The organism is Micromonospora sp. WMMD812 (genome assembly GCF_027497215.1).
Taxonomy (GTDB): domain Bacteria; phylum Actinomycetota; class Actinomycetes; order Mycobacteriales; family Micromonosporaceae; genus Micromonospora.
The window spans coordinates 169,081-187,950 of sequence record NZ_CP114904.1 but is presented as its reverse complement, the minus strand read 5'-3'; the positions used below and the strand labels follow the sequence as shown (position 1 = coordinate 187,950).

Annotated in this window: 15 protein-coding genes; 6 read left to right on the top strand and 9 right to left on the bottom strand. The window is 72.1% G+C overall.

Annotated features, from left to right (window positions below):
- Nucleotides 1-5 precede the first annotated feature (5 nt).
- The 3 genes from O7603_RS00765 to O7603_RS00755 all read right to left on the bottom strand — a co-directional run bounded on the left by O7603_RS00765 (nucleotide 6) and on the right by O7603_RS00755 (nucleotide 3,110).
- Nucleotides 6-821, bottom strand: coding sequence for a carbohydrate ABC transporter permease (locus O7603_RS00765; protein WP_281573720.1), 816 nt, complete (start codon nucleotides 819-821; stop codon nucleotides 6-8).
- The gene (locus O7603_RS00760; protein WP_281573719.1) at nucleotides 818-1,765 is read right to left on the bottom strand and encodes a sugar ABC transporter permease; all 948 of its coding nucleotides are present in this window, start codon (nucleotides 1,763-1,765) and stop codon (nucleotides 818-820) included. Before O7603_RS00760 ends, O7603_RS00765 begins: the two co-directional genes overlap by 4 nt.
- A gap of 70 nt (nucleotides 1,766-1,835) precedes the next feature.
- Nucleotides 1,836-3,110 (bottom strand): sugar ABC transporter substrate-binding protein, encoded by a 1,275-nt coding sequence (locus O7603_RS00755; protein ID WP_281573718.1) that lies wholly within the window; start codon nucleotides 3,108-3,110, stop codon nucleotides 1,836-1,838.
- 153 nt (nucleotides 3,111-3,263) lie between these two features.
- Here O7603_RS00755 and O7603_RS00750 point away from each other — a divergent pair, with 153 nt between their 5' ends.
- The gene (locus O7603_RS00750; protein ID WP_281573717.1) at nucleotides 3,264-4,025 is read left to right on the top strand and encodes an FCD domain-containing protein; all 762 of its coding nucleotides are present in this window, start codon (nucleotides 3,264-3,266) and stop codon (nucleotides 4,023-4,025) included.
- A 21-nt stretch (nucleotides 4,026-4,046) separates the two neighbouring features.
- Here the strand turns inward: O7603_RS00750 and O7603_RS00745 are convergent, their stop codons facing one another.
- Both O7603_RS00745 and O7603_RS00740 read right to left on the bottom strand, forming a co-directional pair.
- A complete protein-coding gene (locus O7603_RS00745) occupies nucleotides 4,047-5,201 on the bottom strand; it encodes a CapA family protein (protein WP_281573716.1) in 1,155 nt (384 codons plus the stop codon).
- Between the two features lie 251 nt (nucleotides 5,202-5,452).
- Complete coding sequence (locus tag O7603_RS00740) at nucleotides 5,453-6,673, bottom strand: DUF418 domain-containing protein (RefSeq protein ID WP_281573715.1); 1,221 nt, start codon at nucleotides 6,671-6,673, stop codon at nucleotides 5,453-5,455.
- Nucleotides 6,674-6,769: 96 nt separating this feature from the next.
- On the opposite strand from O7603_RS00740, the gene O7603_RS00735 reads away from it, so the two are divergent.
- Nucleotides 6,770-7,348 (top strand): TetR/AcrR family transcriptional regulator, encoded by a 579-nt coding sequence (locus tag O7603_RS00735; RefSeq protein ID WP_281573714.1) that lies wholly within the window; start codon nucleotides 6,770-6,772, stop codon nucleotides 7,346-7,348.
- Between the two features lie 168 nt (nucleotides 7,349-7,516).
- Nucleotides 7,517-9,109 (top strand): GMC family oxidoreductase N-terminal domain-containing protein, encoded by a 1,593-nt coding sequence (locus O7603_RS00730; protein WP_281573713.1) that lies wholly within the window; start codon nucleotides 7,517-7,519, stop codon nucleotides 9,107-9,109.
- Nucleotides 9,110-9,157: 48 nt separating this feature from the next.
- Here the strand turns inward: O7603_RS00730 and O7603_RS00725 are convergent, their stop codons facing one another.
- The 4 genes from O7603_RS00725 to O7603_RS00710 all read right to left on the bottom strand — a co-directional run bounded on the left by O7603_RS00725 (nucleotide 9,158) and on the right by O7603_RS00710 (nucleotide 15,527).
- The gene (locus O7603_RS00725) at nucleotides 9,158-9,769 is read right to left on the bottom strand and encodes an LUD domain-containing protein (RefSeq protein WP_281573712.1); all 612 of its coding nucleotides are present in this window, start codon (nucleotides 9,767-9,769) and stop codon (nucleotides 9,158-9,160) included.
- On the bottom strand, nucleotides 9,766-11,187 hold the full coding sequence (locus tag O7603_RS00720) for a LutB/LldF family L-lactate oxidation iron-sulfur protein (RefSeq protein ID WP_281576915.1): 1,422 nt from the start codon (nucleotides 11,185-11,187) through the stop codon (nucleotides 9,766-9,768). Before O7603_RS00720 ends, O7603_RS00725 begins: the two co-directional genes overlap by 4 nt.
- Nucleotides 11,188-11,204: 17 nt before the next feature.
- Nucleotides 11,205-11,978, bottom strand: coding sequence for a (Fe-S)-binding protein (locus tag O7603_RS00715; RefSeq protein WP_281576914.1), 774 nt, complete (start codon nucleotides 11,976-11,978; stop codon nucleotides 11,205-11,207).
- Nucleotides 11,979-12,128: 150 nt separating this feature from the next.
- Nucleotides 12,129-15,527 carry a glycoside hydrolase N-terminal domain-containing protein gene (locus O7603_RS00710; RefSeq protein ID WP_281573711.1) on the bottom strand — a complete coding sequence of 1,133 codons (3,399 nt, stop codon included), beginning with the start codon at nucleotides 15,525-15,527 and terminating at the stop codon, nucleotides 12,129-12,131.
- A 325-nt stretch (nucleotides 15,528-15,852) separates the two neighbouring features.
- Between O7603_RS00710 and O7603_RS00705 the strand changes: the two genes are divergently transcribed.
- The 3 genes from O7603_RS00705 to O7603_RS00695 are packed head-to-tail and all read left to right on the top strand — an operon-like array spanning nucleotide 15,853 to nucleotide 18,807.
- A complete protein-coding gene (locus O7603_RS00705; protein WP_281573710.1) occupies nucleotides 15,853-16,686 on the top strand; it encodes a fumarylacetoacetate hydrolase family protein in 834 nt (277 codons plus the stop codon).
- A complete protein-coding gene (locus O7603_RS00700) occupies nucleotides 16,683-18,053 on the top strand; it encodes an L-fuconate dehydratase (RefSeq protein ID WP_281573709.1) in 1,371 nt (456 codons plus the stop codon). Before O7603_RS00705 ends, O7603_RS00700 begins: the two co-directional genes overlap by 4 nt.
- The gene (locus tag O7603_RS00695; protein ID WP_281573708.1) at nucleotides 18,046-18,807 is read left to right on the top strand and encodes an SDR family oxidoreductase; all 762 of its coding nucleotides are present in this window, start codon (nucleotides 18,046-18,048) and stop codon (nucleotides 18,805-18,807) included. Before O7603_RS00700 ends, O7603_RS00695 begins: the two co-directional genes overlap by 8 nt.
- Nucleotides 18,808-18,870 lie beyond the last annotated feature (63 nt).

Below are 18,870 nucleotides of genomic sequence, written 5' to 3'. Positions count from 1 at the left end.
GCGCCTCAGCCCTTGGTCGCGCCGGCGGTGAGCCCGGAGACGACGTACTTCTGCACGAAGAGGGCGATCAGCATGATCGGCAGGGTGACGACGGTGGCCGCCGCCATCAGCCCGCCCCAGTCGATGCTCGCGTAGCCGACGAAGTCGAAGATCGCCACCGGCAGGGTCTTGGTGTCGGCGCCGGAGAGCACGAGGGCGAACATGAAGTTGTTCCAGGAGAAGATGAACGACAGGATGCCGGCGGTGGCGATGCCCGGCACGGCCAGCGGCAGGGTGATCCGGCGGAACGCGCCGATGTGGGTGAGGCCGTCGACCAGCGCGGCCTCCTCCAGTTCGAGGGGCATGCCGTCGAAGAAGCCCATCATGATGTAGACGACCAGCGGCAGCGACACGAACATGTGGCTCAGGATCAGCACGGTGAACCCGCCGACCATCCGCACGTTGGAGAAGACGTAGTACCAGGGCACCAGCAGCGAGACGCCGGGGATCACCCGGGCCATGAGCACGACGAGCGCCGACTTCTTCATGTTGAACCGGCTCATCGAGTACGCGGCGGGCACCCCGAGGATCAGCGACAGCACGGTGGCCGCGAACGCCACCCAGAGGCTGTTGCCGATGAACTGGACGTAGTTGGCCTGTTGGAGGACGGTGACGTAGTTGTCCAGCGTGGGCGAGAAGAGGAGTGCCTTGCTGGTGTCGTAGATGTCCACGTTGGTCTTGAACGACGCCGCGATCATCCACAGCAGCGGGGCGAGCAGCGCGAGCACCACGAGGGCGAGCGCCACCGCCCGGAACACCCGGTACGGGCCACGGGAGGTCATCGCCGCGCCTCCTTCCGGCGGTACGTGAGGGCCCACATGGACCCGATGATGATCAGGAAGAAGAGGATGAGGACCGTCGAGGAGACGCCGTACTCGTTGTAGTCGAAGCTCAGGCCGTAGGCGTACACGTTCAGCGTCTCCACCTCGTGGAACGACCCGCCGCCGCGGCCCTTGGTGGCGTACAGGATGTCGAAGGTCTTCAGCGCGTCGATGCCGCGCAGCAGGATCGCGACGATCACGGTGGGCATCAGCAGCGGCAGGGTGACGTGCCGGAACCGCTGCCAACTGCTGGCGCCGTCGATCCGCGCCGCCTCCTGCGGCTCGTCGGAGAGCGACGTCAGCCCGGCGAGCAGGATCAGCACGACCATCGGGGTCCACTGCCAGATGTCGATGAAGATCGTGGTGGGCAGTGCCGAGTGCTGCCCGGCGAGCCACGGCTGGGGGCCGATGCCGATCCAGCCGAGGACCTGGTTGGCCAGCCCGATGTTCGGGTCGAAGATGAGCCGCCACATCATGCCGACGGCGACCGGGGTGGCGACCAGGGGCATGAGGATGGCGACCCGGACCCATTTCTGGCCCCGGAACGGCCGCCACAGCAGCAGCGCGATCGCCATCCCCAGGACGACCTCGAAGAGCAGGGCGACCCCGGTGAACGCGACCGTCCGTCCGACGGCCGGCCAGAAGCGGTCGGTGTCCGAGAGCACGTCGAGGTAGTTCCGGACGCCCACGAACTCGGACTCGGCGCGGACCGAGCCCTCGGCGTCGGTGAGGCTGAGGTACACCGTCCAGGCCAGCGGCACGATGATCAGCGCGGCGACGAAGGCCATGGCGGGGGCGGCGAAGAGCCACTTGCGGTGGTCGTTGGCCCAGCGGGCCCAGGCGGGCGTGTCGGGCGTGGGGGTGGCGCCGCGGGGCGCCGCGGTGGGGGTGGTGACGGTAGCCATCAGGTCTCCGGGGTGGGCGGACCGGCGCGGGGTGGCGGGGGCCGGTCGGCCCCCGCCACTCAGGCACGGCTTACTTGGCCTCGTCGTCCAGGAACTTCTGGAACGCCGCGTTGGCGGTGTCCGCCGCGGCGGCCGCGTCCTTGCCGGTGATCGCGTCAACGATCGGCTGGCCGACGATCTCCCGGGCCTCGGCGACCTTCACGACCAGCGGCCGGTCGTGGCCGACGCCGGCCTGAGTGCTGGCGGCGATGGCGTCGGCGAGGTCCTTCGGGTAGGTCGAGGTGCCCTCCGGGTTGGCCCAGACGGAGGTACGGGCACTCGGCACACCGGACTTCTGCTGCGCGAGGGTCTGCTGCTTGCCGGTCGCCCACTCGATGAACTTCCAGGCGTTGCTCTGGTTCTCGGAGCCCTCGTTGATGCCCAGCGCCCAGGAGGGGATGTTGTACGGCTTGGACCCGGCGGGGCCGGCCGGGAAGGGCGCGAACCCGACGGTGTCGGAGACCTTGGACTTGGTGGGGTCCGTGGCGTTCTTGTAGAGCGAGTTGGCCTCGGTGTAGAACGCGGCCTTGCCCTGGGTGAAGATGGCCATCGCCTCGGGCCAGCTCATGTCGGTGCTGACGTTGGCCGGGCCGTGGTCCTTGATGAGCCCGCCGTAGTAGGCGTACGCCTGCTTGGCGGCGTCGCTGTTGACGGAGGCCTTGCCGCCGCCGTCGACGAAGTCGCCGCCGAAGCTGTAGAGGAAGCTGGAGAACTGGGTGACCGCCGGCGACTTGCCGGTGCGGGCGACGAAGCCGGCGACGCCGGGGGTGCTCTGCTGCACCTTGGCGGCCGCGGTCTTGAGCTCGTCGAGGGTCTTCGGCGGCGCGGTCAGGCCGGCCTTCGCCAGCAGGTCCTTGCGGTAGTACAGGACCTCCTGCTCGGTGATGATGGGGACGCCGACCGGCTTGCCCTCGTAGGAGGTCGCCTCCACCGGGCCGGCCTGGAAGTCGGCGAAGTCCCAGTCCGCGCTGGACTTCACCCGGTCCGACAGGTCGGCGAGGTACTTGTTCTTGGCGAACAGCTTCCCCTCCTGCAGGGGGCGGTACATCATCACGTCGATGTCGCTGGAGCCCGCGTTCAGCTTAACGTTGTACTGGTCGGAGAGCTGGTCCTCACCGAGCTGGGTCACCTCGACCTTGAGCCCGCTCTGCTTCTCGAACTCGGGCAGGGCCTTCTTGATGTTCTCCGTCCACACGTGGTTGGCCAGGGTGACCCGGACCGTGTCGGAGGCGCCACTGTCCTCGCCGCCGCCGCCACAGGCCGCCAGGCCCATGGCGGCAACCACGGCCAGAGAAGTACCGATCATCGATCGACGCCGCACGTCATCCACTCCTTCTGTCGTGGTCGCCGCCCCGGGGGAAGAGCACCACCTGGTCGAAACATCCGCTTAACGTCGGGATGTTAGGGCCATAGATCTGATTTATTCAAGAGCTGATGGCTAACTGATATGATCCGTGCCGTGGACCGGTCCTCCTCAGTGGTCGTTCCCGCCCAGGCGACCGTGGTCGAGGCCGGGCTGCACGCACGCGTCCTCGAGCACCTCGGCACCGCCATCTGCGGCGGCGACGTGGCCGCGGGCTCGGTGCTCAACATCGACGACCTGGTCGAGCGCTACGCGGTGTCCCGCTCGGTCGTCCGCGAGGTCCTGCGGGTCCTCGCCGCGATGGGGCTCATCGAGACCCGACGCCGGGTCGGCGTGCTGATCCGATCGGCGAACGACTGGAACGTGTTCGACCCACAGGTGATCCGCTGGCGGCTCGCCTCGGCCGGGCGGATGGCTCAGCTACGGTCCATCACCGAGCTACGGACCGCCGTCGAGCCGCACGCGGCGTGGCTGGCCGCCGGCCGGGTCGACCACGACGAGGCGAGCGACCTCGTCGGCCTGGCCGCGAAGATGTGGGCCGCCGGGAAGGCCGGCGACGAGGAGCGCTTCCTCCGCCTCGACATCGAGTTCCACCGGCGGGTGCTGCTCGCCTCCGGCAACGAGATGTTCGTGAAGCTCCAGGAGTTGGTGGCGGAGGTGCTGACCGGTCGTCACCACTACCACCTGATGCCGCACCACCCGCACGAGCAGGCCCTTCAACTGCACGCCGACGTGGCCCAGGCAATCCAGCGCCGCGACGGCGACCGCGCCCGGGCCGCCATGGTGCAGATCATGGAGCAGGCGTTCGACGAGATGAAGTCGTTGTGGGAGCGGTCCGGCGAACCCGAACGTCCCTGACCGATCAGCCGGTGCGCCCGGTCAGTGCGGCATGCGCAGCCCGGCGGCGAAGGCGCCCCGCTCGTCGATGAACCCGGCGATCCGCCGGACGATCGCGGCGTACTGCGCGCGCCGCCAGGTGGGCACCGCCGGGTCGACCGACGCGGCGGTCAGGTCGACCACCCGGGCGAGCGGGCGGTACTCCATCCAGGTGGGCAGCACGGTCACGTCGGTGACCTGCCACCGGTCGGCGGCGGAACGGGTGAAGGTGAACTCCGGGACGACCGCGTCCTGGGTCTTCTCCGGCGACCCGTCGGCGAACCGGGTGGTCAGGTTGCCCATGCCGTAGGCGACCCACTTGCCGGCCACCTTCTCGAACGGCTGCACCACGTGCACGTGGTGGCCGACGATCAGGTCGATGTCCGGCGAGGCGAGCAGTTGCTCGGCGAGGTCGACCTGATCGGCGTTCGGTTCGTGTTGGTACTCCGTGCCCCAGTGCATCGACAGGATGACGATCTCCGCGCCGGCTTCCCGGGCCCGGCGGGCCTCGGCGAGAATGGCGTCCGCGTCGATCAGGTTGGCCGCCCACGGCCGCCCCGCCGGCAGCGGGATGCCGTTGAAGCTCAGCGTGTACGACAGGTGCCCGACCTTGACGCCCTTGACGTCCAACACGCTCGGGCGGCGGGCCTCCGCGGCGGTGCGGGCCATTCCGGTGTGCCGCAACCCGACCCGGTCCAGGTTGTCGAGCGTACGGGCGATGCCCTCGACGCCGGTGTCCAGCGAGTGGTTGGACGCGGTGGAGCAGGCGTCGAAGCCGGCCCAGGCGGCGGCGTCGGCCAGTTCCGGCGGCACGCTGAAGTTCGGCCAGCCGGTGAACGGTCCGTCCGGTTCGGCCAGCGGCGTCTCCATGTGACAGATGGCCAGGTCCGCGGCGCTCACCCGGGGGCGGACCCCGGCCAGCACCTGGGTGAAGTCGTGCCCGGCGCGTCCCGCCCGGCGAGCGTCGGCGGCGGCCTGCTCGCTGAGCGCCGGGTGGACGAGCAGATCGCCGGCCGCGACCACGGTCAGGGTGGTCGGCGGGCCCGCGCTGGTGGCCGCCGAGGCGGACGGCGTGGACGGCGAGCGGACCGACTCCGGCTCAGGTGTCTGGCAGCCCGCCACCAGCGCGGCGATCACCAGCACCGCAGTGGCGGGCATCCTCCTCATAACGGGACATAATGCCGGCTGGCGAGCCCGCCGCAGCCGGATTGCCAAAAGTGACGGCACCTCCCATCACGACGAGCCAACCCCGGTGGTCCGGTCAGGACGGTCGCGGGCGGCACCCCACCCCGGCGCACCCCGCGATCTGGCACTTTGTGCCCGGCAAATGCCTTGAATGCCGCAGATCAGGGGCGGAAAGTGCAAGATCGCGGGGGTGGGGGGCGGGCGGAGAGCGCGCGGCCGGCTAGCTAGGCCCCCTCGACGCGCCGCCAGGGCGGCAGCGCGGCGTTGGTGAGCGCCCGCAGCAGCCACTCGACCGGGCCGTAGTGGTGCCGCCGTAGCCACGCGTCGCTGGCGACCACCTGCGCCGCGAAGATGGCGGCGGCGATCCCGACGGCGGCCAGGGGTGACACGTGGCCGATCAGGCCGAAGCCCCAGCCGGTGAACACGATCGCGCAGATCACCGACTGGCCGAGGTAGTTGGACAGGGCCATCCGTCCGGCCGGGGCCAGCGCCCGGGAGAGCCGACCGCCCGCCCGGGTGGGGAAGATCCGGTACAGGGTCGCCACGTACGCGGCGGCGAGCAACGGCGCCGTCACGACGGTGACGGCCAGCGCCACCGGGTCCAGCCCGGTGGTGCCGCCGGTGCTGGCGAAGAGCACCGCGCCGGCCAGCCCCACCGGGTAGCCGACCCAGCACAGCACCCGCCAGAGTCGGGTGTGCCGGTCGCCGTCGGCCAGGACGGCGCGCTTGCCGGCGGCGAGCCCGACGAGGAACGCGGCCAGGGCGATCGGCGCCTGCAGCGACGCCAGGCCGAGCAGCATCTGCGGCATGGACCGCAGGTGCTCGCCGATCACGGTGGCCGGGCTGCCGGCGAGCGCCTCGGTCGACTCCCGCCCCTCGGCGAGAGCGGCGGCCGGGTCGGTGGCGAGGCTCGCACCGGTGAGGGCGGCCCCGGCGAGTTGCAGGGCGACCAGGCCGATCAGGACGCCGGCCCAGATCAACGCGGTGCGCGGGCGGATCCGGCGGGCGAGCAGCAGGACCACGCCGAGCAGGGCGTACGTGGTCAGGATGTCGCCGTGGAAGAACAGCAGGGCGTGCGCGGCGCCGAGCAGGAACAGGCCGGCCAGCCGCCGCAGGAAGCGCGGCACGAACGCCGCGCCGCGCCGCTCGGCGGAGGCGAGCTGGAGCGTGAAGCTGTAGCCGAACAGGAAGGAGAAGAGCAGGTAGAACTTCAGCTCGAAGAGCAGGACCACGGTCGCGCGCACCGCACCGTCGAGGGTGGACGCGTAGGCCGGGTCGTCGATGCCGTGCCACGGGTAGGCGGTGGCGAAGAAGGCGATGTTGACCACGAGGATGCCGAACAGGGCGAAGCCGCGCAGGGCGTCGACGTCGCGCAGCCGGGCGGGCGTGGTGCGGGCGGAGGTCTCCGTGCTCTGCGTCGGAAGCTGGTGCGTCGGGCTCGTCATGCGGGTTACTCTAATGAGGATCTATACATCTGTCTATGACGTTTGTATAAGACGTGCGTCTTATACAAGCGAACGGATCCGGGTTAGGGTGGCGCGGTGGGACATCGAGAGCAGCTCCTCGCCGGCGCCAAGCGCTCCCTCTACGAGCGCGGCTACGCCCGCACGACGGCGCGGGACATCGTGGCCGCCTCGGGCACCAACCTGGCCTCCATCGGCTACCACTTCGGTTCCAAGGAGGCGCTGCTGACCGCCGCCATGATCGAGGCGATGAACGACTGGGGCGACACCCTCCAACGGCGCCTCGAGGTCGACGAGCGCCTCCCCCCGCCGGACCGGCTCCGCGCCCTGTGCGACCAGGTCATCGCCGCTATCAGGGACGACCGGGCACTCTGGGCGGCCAGCGTCGACGTGTTCACGCAGACCGACCACCAGCCGGACCTGCGCGCCCGGATCGCCGCCGCGTACGAGGCCGCCCGGCCATGGTTCGGCGCGCTGGTCGCGGGTGGGCCGGACGAGCGGTCGCCGCAGGGGCAGGACACGGCGCGGGCCGTCGGCTCGCTGGTCCTCGCCCTGATCAGCGGGCTCACCGTGCAGTGGCTGCTCGACCCGGAGCACGCGCCCACCGGCGCCGACCTGGCCCTGGCCGTACGGGCCGTGGCGGAGGCCGGCGGCTGAGCGTCGGCGGCCGCAGGTTCACTGCGGACCGAGAACAACCCGGTCGTGTTCCTGCCGCGCCACCTCCCCCTCGGCGAGGGCGACAAGCCGACCCGCCCACCCCTTCCCGTTCGGTGATCAGGCAACTACGGTGAGCGTGGCGCTCGGGCCGGCGGACGGGGGTGTTCGGTGGAGGAGTTCGACTACATCATCGTCGGTGCCGGCTCGGCCGGGTGCGTGCTGGCCAACCGGTTGACCGAGGATCGGGGCACCCGGGTGCTGCTGATCGAGGCCGGCGGATGGGACCGCAGCCCCTTCGTCCGCGTCCCCAAGGGCTTCAGCCGGCTGATGGACGATCCGCGTACCGCCTGGCACTATCCCGCCGAGGTGGCGCCCGGGCAGCACGAGACCTGGCAACGAGGTCGTTTGGTCGGCGGCTCCAGCTCGATCAACGGGATGATCTACGCCCGCGGCGACCGGCTCGACTACGACGGCCTGGAGCGCCGCGGAAACCCCGGCTGGGGCTGGGACACCATGCTGCCGATCTTCAAACAGCTGGAGGACAACCCACTCGGCGCCTCCGAGGTCCGCGGCGCCGCTGGGCCGCTGCGGCTGTCCAGCGCGACCGGCACCGACGACCTGTGCGAGGAGACGATCGCCGCCGGCGCCGAGCTGGGGTGGCGCCGAACCGACGACCTGAACGCCGACGACGGCGAGCGGATCGGCTACGTCACGGCGACCATTCGCGACGGCCGCCGGTCCAGCGCCGCCGACGCGTTCCTGCACCCGGTGCGCTACCGGCCCAACCTGACCGTCACGGTACGCACGGTCGTGCTCCGCGTCCTCGTCGACGGCGGCCGGGCGATCGGGGTGCGCGCCCGCCGCGACGGCCGGACGGTCGACTACGCCGCCGCCGCCGAGGTCGTCCTCGCCGCCGGCGCGATCGCCACACCACAGTTGTTGCAGGTCTCCGGCATCGGTCCCGCCGACACCCTGCGCGACGTTGGAGTGACGGTGCTGCTCGACCGGCCCCGGGTGGGCGCCGGCATGCGAGAGCACCGGCCGATGGTGGCGCAGTTCCGGCTCGCCACCAGAGGCGGCTACAACCCGACGCTCAGCAGCCCGCTCGGGCAGGGCCGGGCCGCGCTGCGCTACCTGCTCACCCGGCGTGGGCCCCTCGCGCTGCCGGTGCACGACGTCGGGGCGTACTTCCGGTCCGGTCCCGACACCGAGCATCCGGACGCGCAGTTGCTGATGGCACCCTTCTCGGCTGCGCCGCGACGCCCCGGCCAGGCGCTGGAGTTGGAGCGCGAGTCGGGGCTGATGGGCCTGGTCACGGTCACCCGGCCGGACAGCGAGGGGATCCTGGCCATCACCTCGGCCGATCCGGAGAGTCCACCCCGGATCGTCGCCAACTACTTCGGCACCGCGCACGACCGCCGCGTCGCGGTCGCCGCCTTCCGGCGGATGCGCGAGCTGTTCGCCACCGGGCCGATCGCCAAACGGATCTCCGCCGAGACGCTGCCCGGTCCGGCCGTCCAGGACGACGACGAGATCATCGCGGCGGCGCTGGAACACGGCTACTGCGGCTACCACGCCGTCGGCACCTGCGCGATGGGCCCGGACGACGACTCCGTGGTCGACCCCCAGCTGCGGGTACGCGGCGTCGACGGCCTGCGCGTCGCCGACGCCTCCGTGCTGCCGGTTCTGGTCTCGGGTTACCTCAACGCCCCGGTGATGGCGCTGGCCTGGCGGGCCGCCGACCTGATCCGCGCCGCCTAGCGACCGGCGGAGCGGGGCCCCTCGCGGTGGCCGCGGCGTCGATCAGTGTCACGTCGTGGCTGGCACGATGACCACATGCAGGTTCCGGGGGCCGTGCACACCCTCGACCCGGTTGAGTTCGATGTCGCTGGTGGCGGAGGGCCCGCTGATCCAGGTCAGCGGGCGGCGCGGGTCGAGTCGGGCGACGGCGTCCGGGACCCCGGCGACGACCTGGTCGGCGCGCAGCACGCAGACGTGCACGTCGGGCAGGAGCGAGACGATGCGCCGGCCCTGGTCCTCGGCGCCGTCGAGGACGACGGTGCCGGTCTCGGCGACGGCGACGGCGGCCGCGGTCACCACCCCGTCGACGGCGGCCAACCGCTCCGCGGTGAGGTTGTCGTCGGTCACGACCTCGACGCTGGCGGGCAGCCACCGGCGGGGCAGACCCGACGGCACCACGACCCGCCGGCCGGCGAGGATCGCGTCCACCACCTCCGCCACCTCGGCGTCCACGCAGCGGTGCACGGTGGCCCGGTAGTCGACGAGGCGCTCCACGAGCAGGTCGAGGTCGACCGCCGCGCCGGCGGGCCGATAGTCCCGGGGCGGGTCGGCCGCGCCGGTCGGCGCCGGGCCACGGGCCGCGCGGAGGCGGCCGAGGACGAGGTCGCGCGACGTGGTCACCGGTTCGCCCACCAGTCGCGGAAGGTCTGCTCGGGCGGTTGCGGCAGGTCGCGACCGATGGTCCAGCCCGAGAGCGGGGGTGGCAGGCCCCGGCCACGGCGGCCGGCGAGGCGGCTGAGCCGCGCCGCCCGCTGCGCCGCCGCGTACAGCGCCGGGTGGTCCATGGTGTACGCCGCGGCGGCCATCGCGACGGACTCCGCGGTCGGCCGGCGCCGGGCGGCGGTGTGCTCGGCGCGCAGGTGGACCAGCAGCTCCGGAATATTGATCTTCACCGGGCAGGCGTCGTAGCACGCGCCGCAGAGCGACGAGGCGTACGGCAGGGAGGCGTTGTCCTCGACGCCGGTGAGTTGGGGCGACAGCACCGCGCCGATCGGCCCGGGATAGACCGACCCGTACGCGTGCCCGCCGGTGCGTTCGTAGACGGGGCAGACGTTGAGGCAGGCGGAGCAGCGGATGCAGTGCAGCGCCTGCCGGCCGACCTCGTCGGCGAGGACGGCACTGCGCCCGTTGTCGAGCAGCACCAGGTGAAACTGCTGCGGGCCGTCGCCGGGCGTCACACCGGTCCACATGGACGTGTACGGGTTCATCCGCTCCCCCGTCGACGCCCGGGGCAGCAGCTGCAGGAACACCTCGAGGTCCCGCCAGGTGGGCAGCACCTTCTCGACGCCCATCACGGTGATCAGCGTGTCGGGCAGGGTGAGGCACATCCGCCCGTTGCCCTCGGACTCCACCACGCCAAGGGTGCCGGTCTCGGCGACGGCGAAGTTGGCGCCGGAGACGGCGACCCGGGTGGTCAGGAAGGTCTGGCGCAGGTAGCGGCGGGCGGCGGCGGCGAGGGCCACCGGGTCGTCGGTCAGCGCCGGGTCGACGCCGGGCATCGCGTGCAGGAAGATCTCGCGGATCTCGGCGCGGTTGCGGTGGATGGCCGGCACCAGGATGTGGCTCGGCCGGTCGTCGCCGAGCTGCACGATCAACTCGGCGAGGTCGGTCTCGACCGGGGTGATCCCGGCGGCCTCCAGCGCCTCGTTGAGGCCGATCTCCTGGGTGGCCATCGACTTGACCTTGATGACCCGGTTGCTTCCGGTGGCGGCGACCAGCTCGGTCACGATGCGGTTGGCGTCCACGGCGTCGGCGGCCCAGTGCACCGTGCCGCCGGCGGCGGTGACCGCCGCCTCGAGCTGTTCGAGCAGCTCCGGCAGGCGGGCCATGACGTCGGCCTTGATCGCCGCGCCGGCCGCGCGCAGCTGCTCCCAGTCGGGCAGCTCGCCGATGACCGCGCCGGACTTGGCGCGGATCGTGGTGGTGGCGTGGCCGAGGTTGCGGCGCAGCTGCGGGTCGGCGAGGGTACGCCGGGCGGCGGCGGGGAACGGCTCGTCGCCGCGCAGGTGCCCGACACCGCGCGGCGCGGTAGCGGGCATGCCGAGGAAGGTCCGGGTCACGGCCGCGCCCCCAGCCGCCGCCGCTCGCTGGCGGTCTCACTGCGTTCCGTCGCGGCCAGGATCTCGGCGAGGTGCACCGTCCGGACCCCGGTGCGCAGCCGGGACAGCCCGCCGCCGATGTGCATGAGGCAGGAGGAGTCGCCGGCCGCGCACACGTCGGCGCCGGTCGACAGGACATGGCGCAGCTTGTCGGCCAGCATCGCCGTCGACGTGTCGGCGTTCTTCACCGCGAAGGTGCCGCCGAAGCCGCAGCACTGCTCGGCCTGCGGCAGCTCGACCAGGTCCAGGCCGCGGACCTCCCGCAGCAGCCGCAGCGGCCGGTCGCCCACCCGGAGCATCCGCAGCGAGTGGCACGTCGGGTGGTACGTCACCCGGTGCGGGTAGTACGCGCCCACGTCGGTCACCCCCAGCACGTCGACGAGGAACTCGGACAGCTCGTAGGTGTGCCGCGCGACGTCCTCGGCGCGGCTGGCCAGTCGCTCGTCGCCGCCCCGCCGGGCCACCATGGCGTGCTGGTGACGCACCGACCCGACGCACGAGCCCGACGGCGCCACCACCACGTCGTACGGCTCGAAGGTGCGCACGTGCCGGCGGACCAGCGGCAGCGCCTCGTCCGGGTAGCCGGTGTTGACGTGCATCTGCCCGCAGCAGGTCTGCTGCTCGGGGAAGACCACCTCGTGGCCGAGCCGCTCCAGCAGCCGTACGGTCGCCTTCGCCGCCTCGGGAAACAGCGTGTCGGCCAGACACGTCACGAACAGCGCGATCCGCATGGTCACCCGCCCATCCGGTGCTCGGCGGCCCCGTGGGCCGCGGCTATTCGATCAGATCGTCCGCGCCTGTGCAACGTACCTCCCCACGGGCCGCCGCCCGCCAGGACGCCGGACGGCGTCCCGGCGGGCGACGGTCGGAGTGGCCGGTCGTCAGCCGAAGGCACGCGCCTGCCAGGTGCGCACCTGGTCGGCCGGGAGCGCCTCGGGCAGGATGGCCATCCGGTCCACCTCGCCGGTGAGCCGCTGCCCGCCGTCCTGGTCGGCGGCGAACCGCAGCTCGCGGGTGGCGCAGCCGACGATGCCGCCGTCCGGGACCTTGGCCGCGCCGGCCTGCTGGCCGTCGAGGTAGACGGTGATCGTGCCGCCGCCGTCCATGGTGACCACCAGGTCGACGTACCGGCCGACGGGCACCGTGGCACTGGTGGTGACACCGGTGCCGGAGCCGATGAACCGCACCTGGTTGCTCGGGGTGAGGTCGATCAGCACCCCGTCGGCGCCCGGATCGCCGCCGGGTTGGAAGTCGAACAGCCGTCGGTAGCTGCCGCTCGTGCCCACCTTGACCTCGGCGGCGAACGTCGCGGTCTCCAGGAAACCCAGGGTGGTGGGAGTGGTCCGCAGGTACCGGGTGCCGTTCAGCGCCAGCGCGCTGCCGGTCGGCCCGTCGGCGACGTACGCGGCGCCGGTCTGGACCGTCGCGGTGCGCCCGTTCGGTGACCGGTCGGCGACCCTGTCCCCGCTGGTCGGATCCCAGGCGACGAGTGGGTGCCCCGGGTCGGGCCGGGCGCACGGCGGCGGTACGGGCAGCGCGACGGCGGTCCAGGCGGAGGCCCGCCACGCGTCGTTCACCAGTCGCGCCTCGATCCGGTTCGTTCCCGGTGTCGCCTCCCCGCCGGGGGTGACCGTGAAGCGGTACACCTGGGAGTCGCCCGCGCGCAGGCGCGGCACCTCGAACCGGGCGGGCCGCGCCGTCCAACCGGCCGGCAGGACCAACGTGAGCCTCGACGGGGCGAGGTTGGTCGCGGCGTCGACGGTCACCGCGACGATGCCGGACTCGCCGGCCTCCAGCGTGGGCGGCGCGTCGACGGTGAAGCCGACGTGCGCGGTGGCGACGTAGCGGTGGCCCTTCCGGGCCTCGAGGGTGAGCCGCTCGCCCTGGGCCCGTCCGGTGACCCGCTTGCCGGTCGTGGCGTCCACCAACCGGTACGGTCCGGCGAAGAGCGGGCTGCGCAGGCTCACCTCGCCGGTCCGGCCGGCGGTGACCGCGATCTCGGTCGCGGCGCCGGCCGACCACCTGGTGTCGACGGTCAGGTCGCCGCGGGCGCGCAGCCCGCTGACCGAGCCGTTCTTCCAGGCGCTGGGCAGGGCCGGGAGGACGTGCACGTCACCGCCCTGGCTCTGCAGGAGCATCTCCGCGACCCCGGAGGTGGCGCCGAAGTTGCCGTCGATCTGGAACGGCGGGTGGGTGTCCCAGAGGTTGGCGAGGGTGCTCTGTCGCAGCTGCTCGGTGAGCATCTTGTGCGCGTGGTCGCCGTCGAGGAGCCGGGCCCAGAAGTTGATTTTCCAGGCCTTGCTCCAGCCGGTGCCGCCGTCGCCTCGCGCCGTCAGCGACACCTTGGCCGCGGCGGCGAGCTCGGGGTCCTCCAGCGCGGAGATCTGGTCGCCGGGGTGCAGGGCGAACAGGTGCGAGACGTGCCGGTGCTCGTTCTCGGGGTCGTCCAGGTCCTCCTTCCACTCCTGCAGCTGGCCCCAGGAACCGACCCGGATGCCGGGGTCGAGCTTGTCGAGCGCGGCTCGCAGCTCCTTGCGGAACGCGTTGTCGCCGCCGACGATCCCGGCTGCCTCGACCGTGTTGGTGAAGAGGTCCCACACGATCTGCTGGGACATCGAGGCGCCGGCGGTGAAGTCGCCCTGCTCGGGCGAGTAGCTCGGCGAGACGACGAGCGTGCCGTCGCGCGGGTCGACGACCAGCTCGTCGAGCCAGAACAGCGCCAGCTCCTTCATGATCGGGTACGCCCGCTCCCGCAGGAACCTCTCGTCCCCGGTGAACTGGTAGTGCCGGTAGTAGTGCTGGGCGAGCCAGGCGCCGGCCTCCGGGAACCAGAACGACGAGGCCCAGTTGTGCAGACCGGTGAACCCGTAGATGTTGGTCTCGTTGTTCACCACCCAGCCCCGGTTCCCGTAGATCTGCTGCGCGGTGACCTTGCCCGACGGCACCATCGCGTCGACGTAGTCGAACAGCGGCGCGGTGGTCTCCGACAGGTTGGTGATCTCGGCCGGCCAGTAGTTCATCTGAAGGTTGATGTTGACGTGGTAGTCGGCGTCCCAAGGCGGGTTCGTCGTGTTGTTCCAGACGCCCTGGAGGTTGGCTGGCAGCGAGCCGCCCCGGGACGACGCGACCAGCAGGTAGCGACCGTACTGGAAGAAGAGCGCCTCCAGGGCACGGTCCGCGGGCGACTCGCCGCCGATGTACGACTTGAGCAGCTCGTCGGTCGGGATGTCGGGCATCGCCTGGCCGATGTCCAGTCGGACGCGGTCGAAGAGGGCACGGTGGTCGGCGGTGTGCGTGGCACGCAGGTCGGCGTACGTCTTGCGGGCTGCCGCGTCGACCGCCGCCGTCACCGCGAGGTGCGGGTCGGCACCCCGGTAGGTGGGGTAGGTCGGGGCGTAGTCGGTGCCGGCGGCCAGGACCAGGGTGGCGGCGTCGGCGCCCCGCACGGTGACCGTGCCGTCGGCGCCGTCGGTGACCGCGCCACCCTCGGCGTTGACCTGGATCTGGGACTCGTACCGCAGCTTGTTGTCGTTGAGCGTCCCGGTGAACGTGATGCGACCGCCGCCGGCGGTGACCGCCGTGGACCGGTTGTTCGGCGCGCTGACGCCGGCGGTGAAGCCGATCCGGCCCGGCTGGTCGGCGGTGAGTCGGACCACCAGGACGTTGTCGGGGTGGCTGGCGAAGTACTCGCGGGTGTAGCGCACCCCCTCGTCGAGGTAGGAGACCCTGGCGACGGCCTGGCCGATGTTCAACTCGCGGCGGTACTCCTGGACGGCGCCGGGATCCTCGGTGAGCCGCAGCGAGAGGTCACCGAAGGTGTTGTACGAGCCGAATCCGCTCTTGGGCTGGCCCAGCCGGTCCGCCACCTCCTGCGGCGACAGGCGGCCGCGCTCGGTGATCAGGCGCTGCACCTCCTCGATCGCGCCGGGCCGGGGCGTGGTCCAGTTGCCGAAGTCGTAGCCACCGGCGGAACCGGGGCCGCCGGTCCAGAGCGTCTTCTCGTTGAACTGCACCGTCTCCGCCGCCACCCGGCCGAAGACCATGCCGCCGAGCGCGCCGTTGCCGATCGGGAGCGCCTGCGTCTCCCAGTCCGTGGCCGGTTCGTCGTACCAGAGGGTGAGCGGGTCCTGGGCGGTCGCGGCGGCGGCCGTGGCGGCGGCCGTGGCGGCGGCGGCCGGGGAAGCGGCGGCGGACCAGGCGGGCAGCGTCGCGGCCAGCACGGCCGCGAGGGCCACCGCTGTCAGCCGGCGCGGGGTTCGCCACGGGCGAGGGTCATCCATGGGGGTCTCCGGATCGTCCGAGGGCCGAGCGGGACACAGGCGGCCTGATCACCGTGAGGGCCGAACAGGTGCGGCACGCCTCCGATGTTTGAGCACGAGGTTACAAAGGACGCCCGGCAGAAACAAGGACTCAATCTCATCGATCGTTGCGGTCGGCGGCGCCCTGCCTCGTCCCGAGCGCCGATTGCCCCGCCGGCAGCGGCCGACGGAGCGGGTCCGATGGGGATCGCGGTCTTGTGGAGCGCGTCGAGCGCTGGTAGACATCGGATGTATTGCTGGCACATTGCGAGACGGTGTCTGGGGGCGACGGGTGAGGCTGTTGCGGGTGGGCGCACCGGGGCGGGAGTCCCCGGCGCTGCTGGACGAGGGTGGACGGTTACGCGACCTCAGCGGGGTGATCGACGACGTCGACGCCGCGTTCCTGGCGGCCGACGGCCTCGCGCGGCTGACGACGGTGACGGTGGACGAGCTGCCGATCCTGGACCGGGCGGGCCTGCGCGTGGGCGCGCCGCTGCAACCCGGCAAGATCGTCTGTATCGGCCTGAACTACCGGGACCACGCCGCCGAGACCGGCGCGGCCCTCCCGACCGAGCCGGTGGTCTTCCTGAAGGCGCCGGACACCGTGGTCGGCCCCGACGACACCGTGCTGATACCGCGGGGCAGCACCAAGACCGACTGGGAGGTCGAGCTCGCGGTGGTCATCGGCCGTCGCGCGCGCTACCTGTCCAGCGCCGGGGAGGCGCTGGCCTGCGTCGCCGGCTACGCGGTCGCCAACGACGTGTCCGAGCGGGAGTTCCAACTCGAGCGCGGCGGCCAGTGGGACAAGGGCAAGTCCTGCGAGACCTTCAACCCGTTCGGGCCCTGGCTGGTGACCGCCGACGAGGTCCCGGACCCGCAGGACCTCCGCCTGCGGCTGTGGGTCAACGGTGAGCTGCGACAGGACGGCACCACGAAGGACATGGTGTTCGGCGTCGCCGAGGTCGTCCGCTACCTGAGCCAGTTCATGGTGCTGCACCCCGGTGACGTCATCAACACCGGCACGCCGGCCGGGGTCGCGCTCGGCCAACCGGATCCGAAGCCGTACCTGACCGCAGGCGACGTGCTCGAGGTGGAGATCGACGGCCTGGGCCGGCAGCGGCAGGTGGTGGGGCAGGCATGATCTTCACCGACCTGGCGATCTCCGACATCCGCTTCCCCACCTCGTTGGCGCTGGACGGCTCGGACGCGATGAACCCCGACCCGGACTACTCGGCCGCGTACGTGGTGGTCCGCACCGACGCCGGAGACGGCCACGAGGGGCACGGCTTCGCCTTCACCATCGGCCGCGGCAACGACGTCCAGGCCGCGGCGATCGCCTCGCTGCGCCCGTACCTGGTGGGCCGCCCGGTGGCGGCGGTCCTGGCCGACCTCGGCGGCCTCTGGCGCGAGCTCGTCCACGACTCGCAGCTGCGCTGGCTCGGCCCGGAGAAGGGCGTCATGCACATGGCGATCGCGGCGGTCGTCAACGCGCTGTGGGACCTGCGGGCCAAGCGCGAGGGGCTGCCGCTGTGGCAGCTGCTGAGCCGGCTGAGCCCGGAGGAGCTGGTCGACCTGGTCGACTTCCGCTACCTCACTGACGCGTTGACCCGCGAGGAGGCGCTGGAGATCCTGCGCGCGGCGCGGTCGGGGCGCGCCGAACGCGAGGAGCACCTGCTGCGGGACGGCTATCCCGCCTACACGACCTCGCCGGGCTGGCTGGGCTACGACGACGACAAGCTGCGCCGGCTGTGCAAGGAGGCGGTGGCCGACGGGTTCGGCCAGATCAAGTTGAAGGTCGGCGCCGACCTGACCGACGACGTACGGCGGATGACCATCGCGCGGCAGACCTGCGGACCGGACTTCCGGATCGCGGTCGACGCCAACCAGCGCTGGGACGTACCGACGGCGATCAGCTGGATGCGGGAGCTGGCGCCGCTCGACCCGTACTGGGTCGAGGAGCCGACCAGCCCCGACGACGTGGTCGGTCACGCCACGATCGCCCGCGAGCTGGCGCCGCTCCGGGTCGCCACCGGCGAGCATGTCGCCAACCGCGTGGTCTTCAAGCAGCTGCTCCAACTCGGCGCGGTCTCCTACGTGCAGATCGACGCCAGCCGCGTGGCCGGCGTCAACGAGAACATCGCGATCCTGCTGCTGGCGGCGAAGTTCGGCGTCCCGGTGTGCCCGCACGCCGGCGGCGTCGGGCTCTGCGAGCTGGTGCAGCACCTGTCGATGTTCGACTACGTGGCGGTCTCCGGCGAGATGCGGGACCGGGTCATCGAGTACGTGGACCACCTGCACGAGCACTTCGTCGACCCGGTGGTGATCCGCCGGGGCCGGTACGTCGCGCCGACCGCGCCGGGCTTCAGCGCCACCATGCGGCCGCAGACGCTGATCGAGTACGCCTACCCGGACGGCCCGGTCTGGTCGGCGACGGCCGCCGGCGGGCCGACGGAGAGCGGGCGAGCAGCGGGGCTACGACGATCGGAAGCGGGGCGGCACCATGGCTGAGTTCACCGGACTGAGGGCGATCGTCACCGGTGGCGCGTCGGGCATCGGCCTGGCGACCGCGACCCTGCTGGCCCGTCGTGGCGCGCGGGTGGCCTGCCTGGACCTGCGTCCGGAGGGGCTACCCGAACCGTTGCTCGGCCTGGCCGCCGACGTGACCGACGACGGGGCCGTCCGGGCCGCGGTGGCCGCCGCGGCGGAGGCGCTGGGCGGCATCGACGTCCTGGTCAACAACGCCGGTATCGGGGCGGCCGGCACGGTGGCCGACAACCCCGACGAGGAGTGGCACCGCGTGCTCGACGTCAACGTGGTGGGCATCGTCCGGGTGACCCGGGCCGCGCTGCCGCACCTGCGCGCGTCGGCCCACGCCGCGATCGTCAACACCTGCTCGATCGCGGCCACGGCCGGCCTGCCGCAGCGGGCGCTCTACAGCGCCAGCAAGGGCGCGGTCCAGGCGCTCACCCTGGCGATGGCCGCCGACCACGTGCGGGAGGGCGTGCGGGTGAACTGCGTCAACCCGGGCACCGCGGACACCCCGTGGGTACGCCGACTGCTCGATGCCGCTGACGACCCGGCGGCGGAGCTGGCCGCGCTCCGGGCCCGCCAGCCCACCGGTCGGCTGGTGAGCGCGGAGGAGGTGGCCGCGGCGATCGCCTACCTGGCGAGCCCGCTGGCCGGGGCGACCACCGGCAGCGTGCTCGCCGTCGACGGCGGGATGCAGGGCCTGCGGCTGCGTCCCGCCCCGCCACCCGACTGAACATCCGATGTACGCGCGCTCCCCGAACATACCTGTCCCGCAAAATCCCGCTTCGGGGTCTTG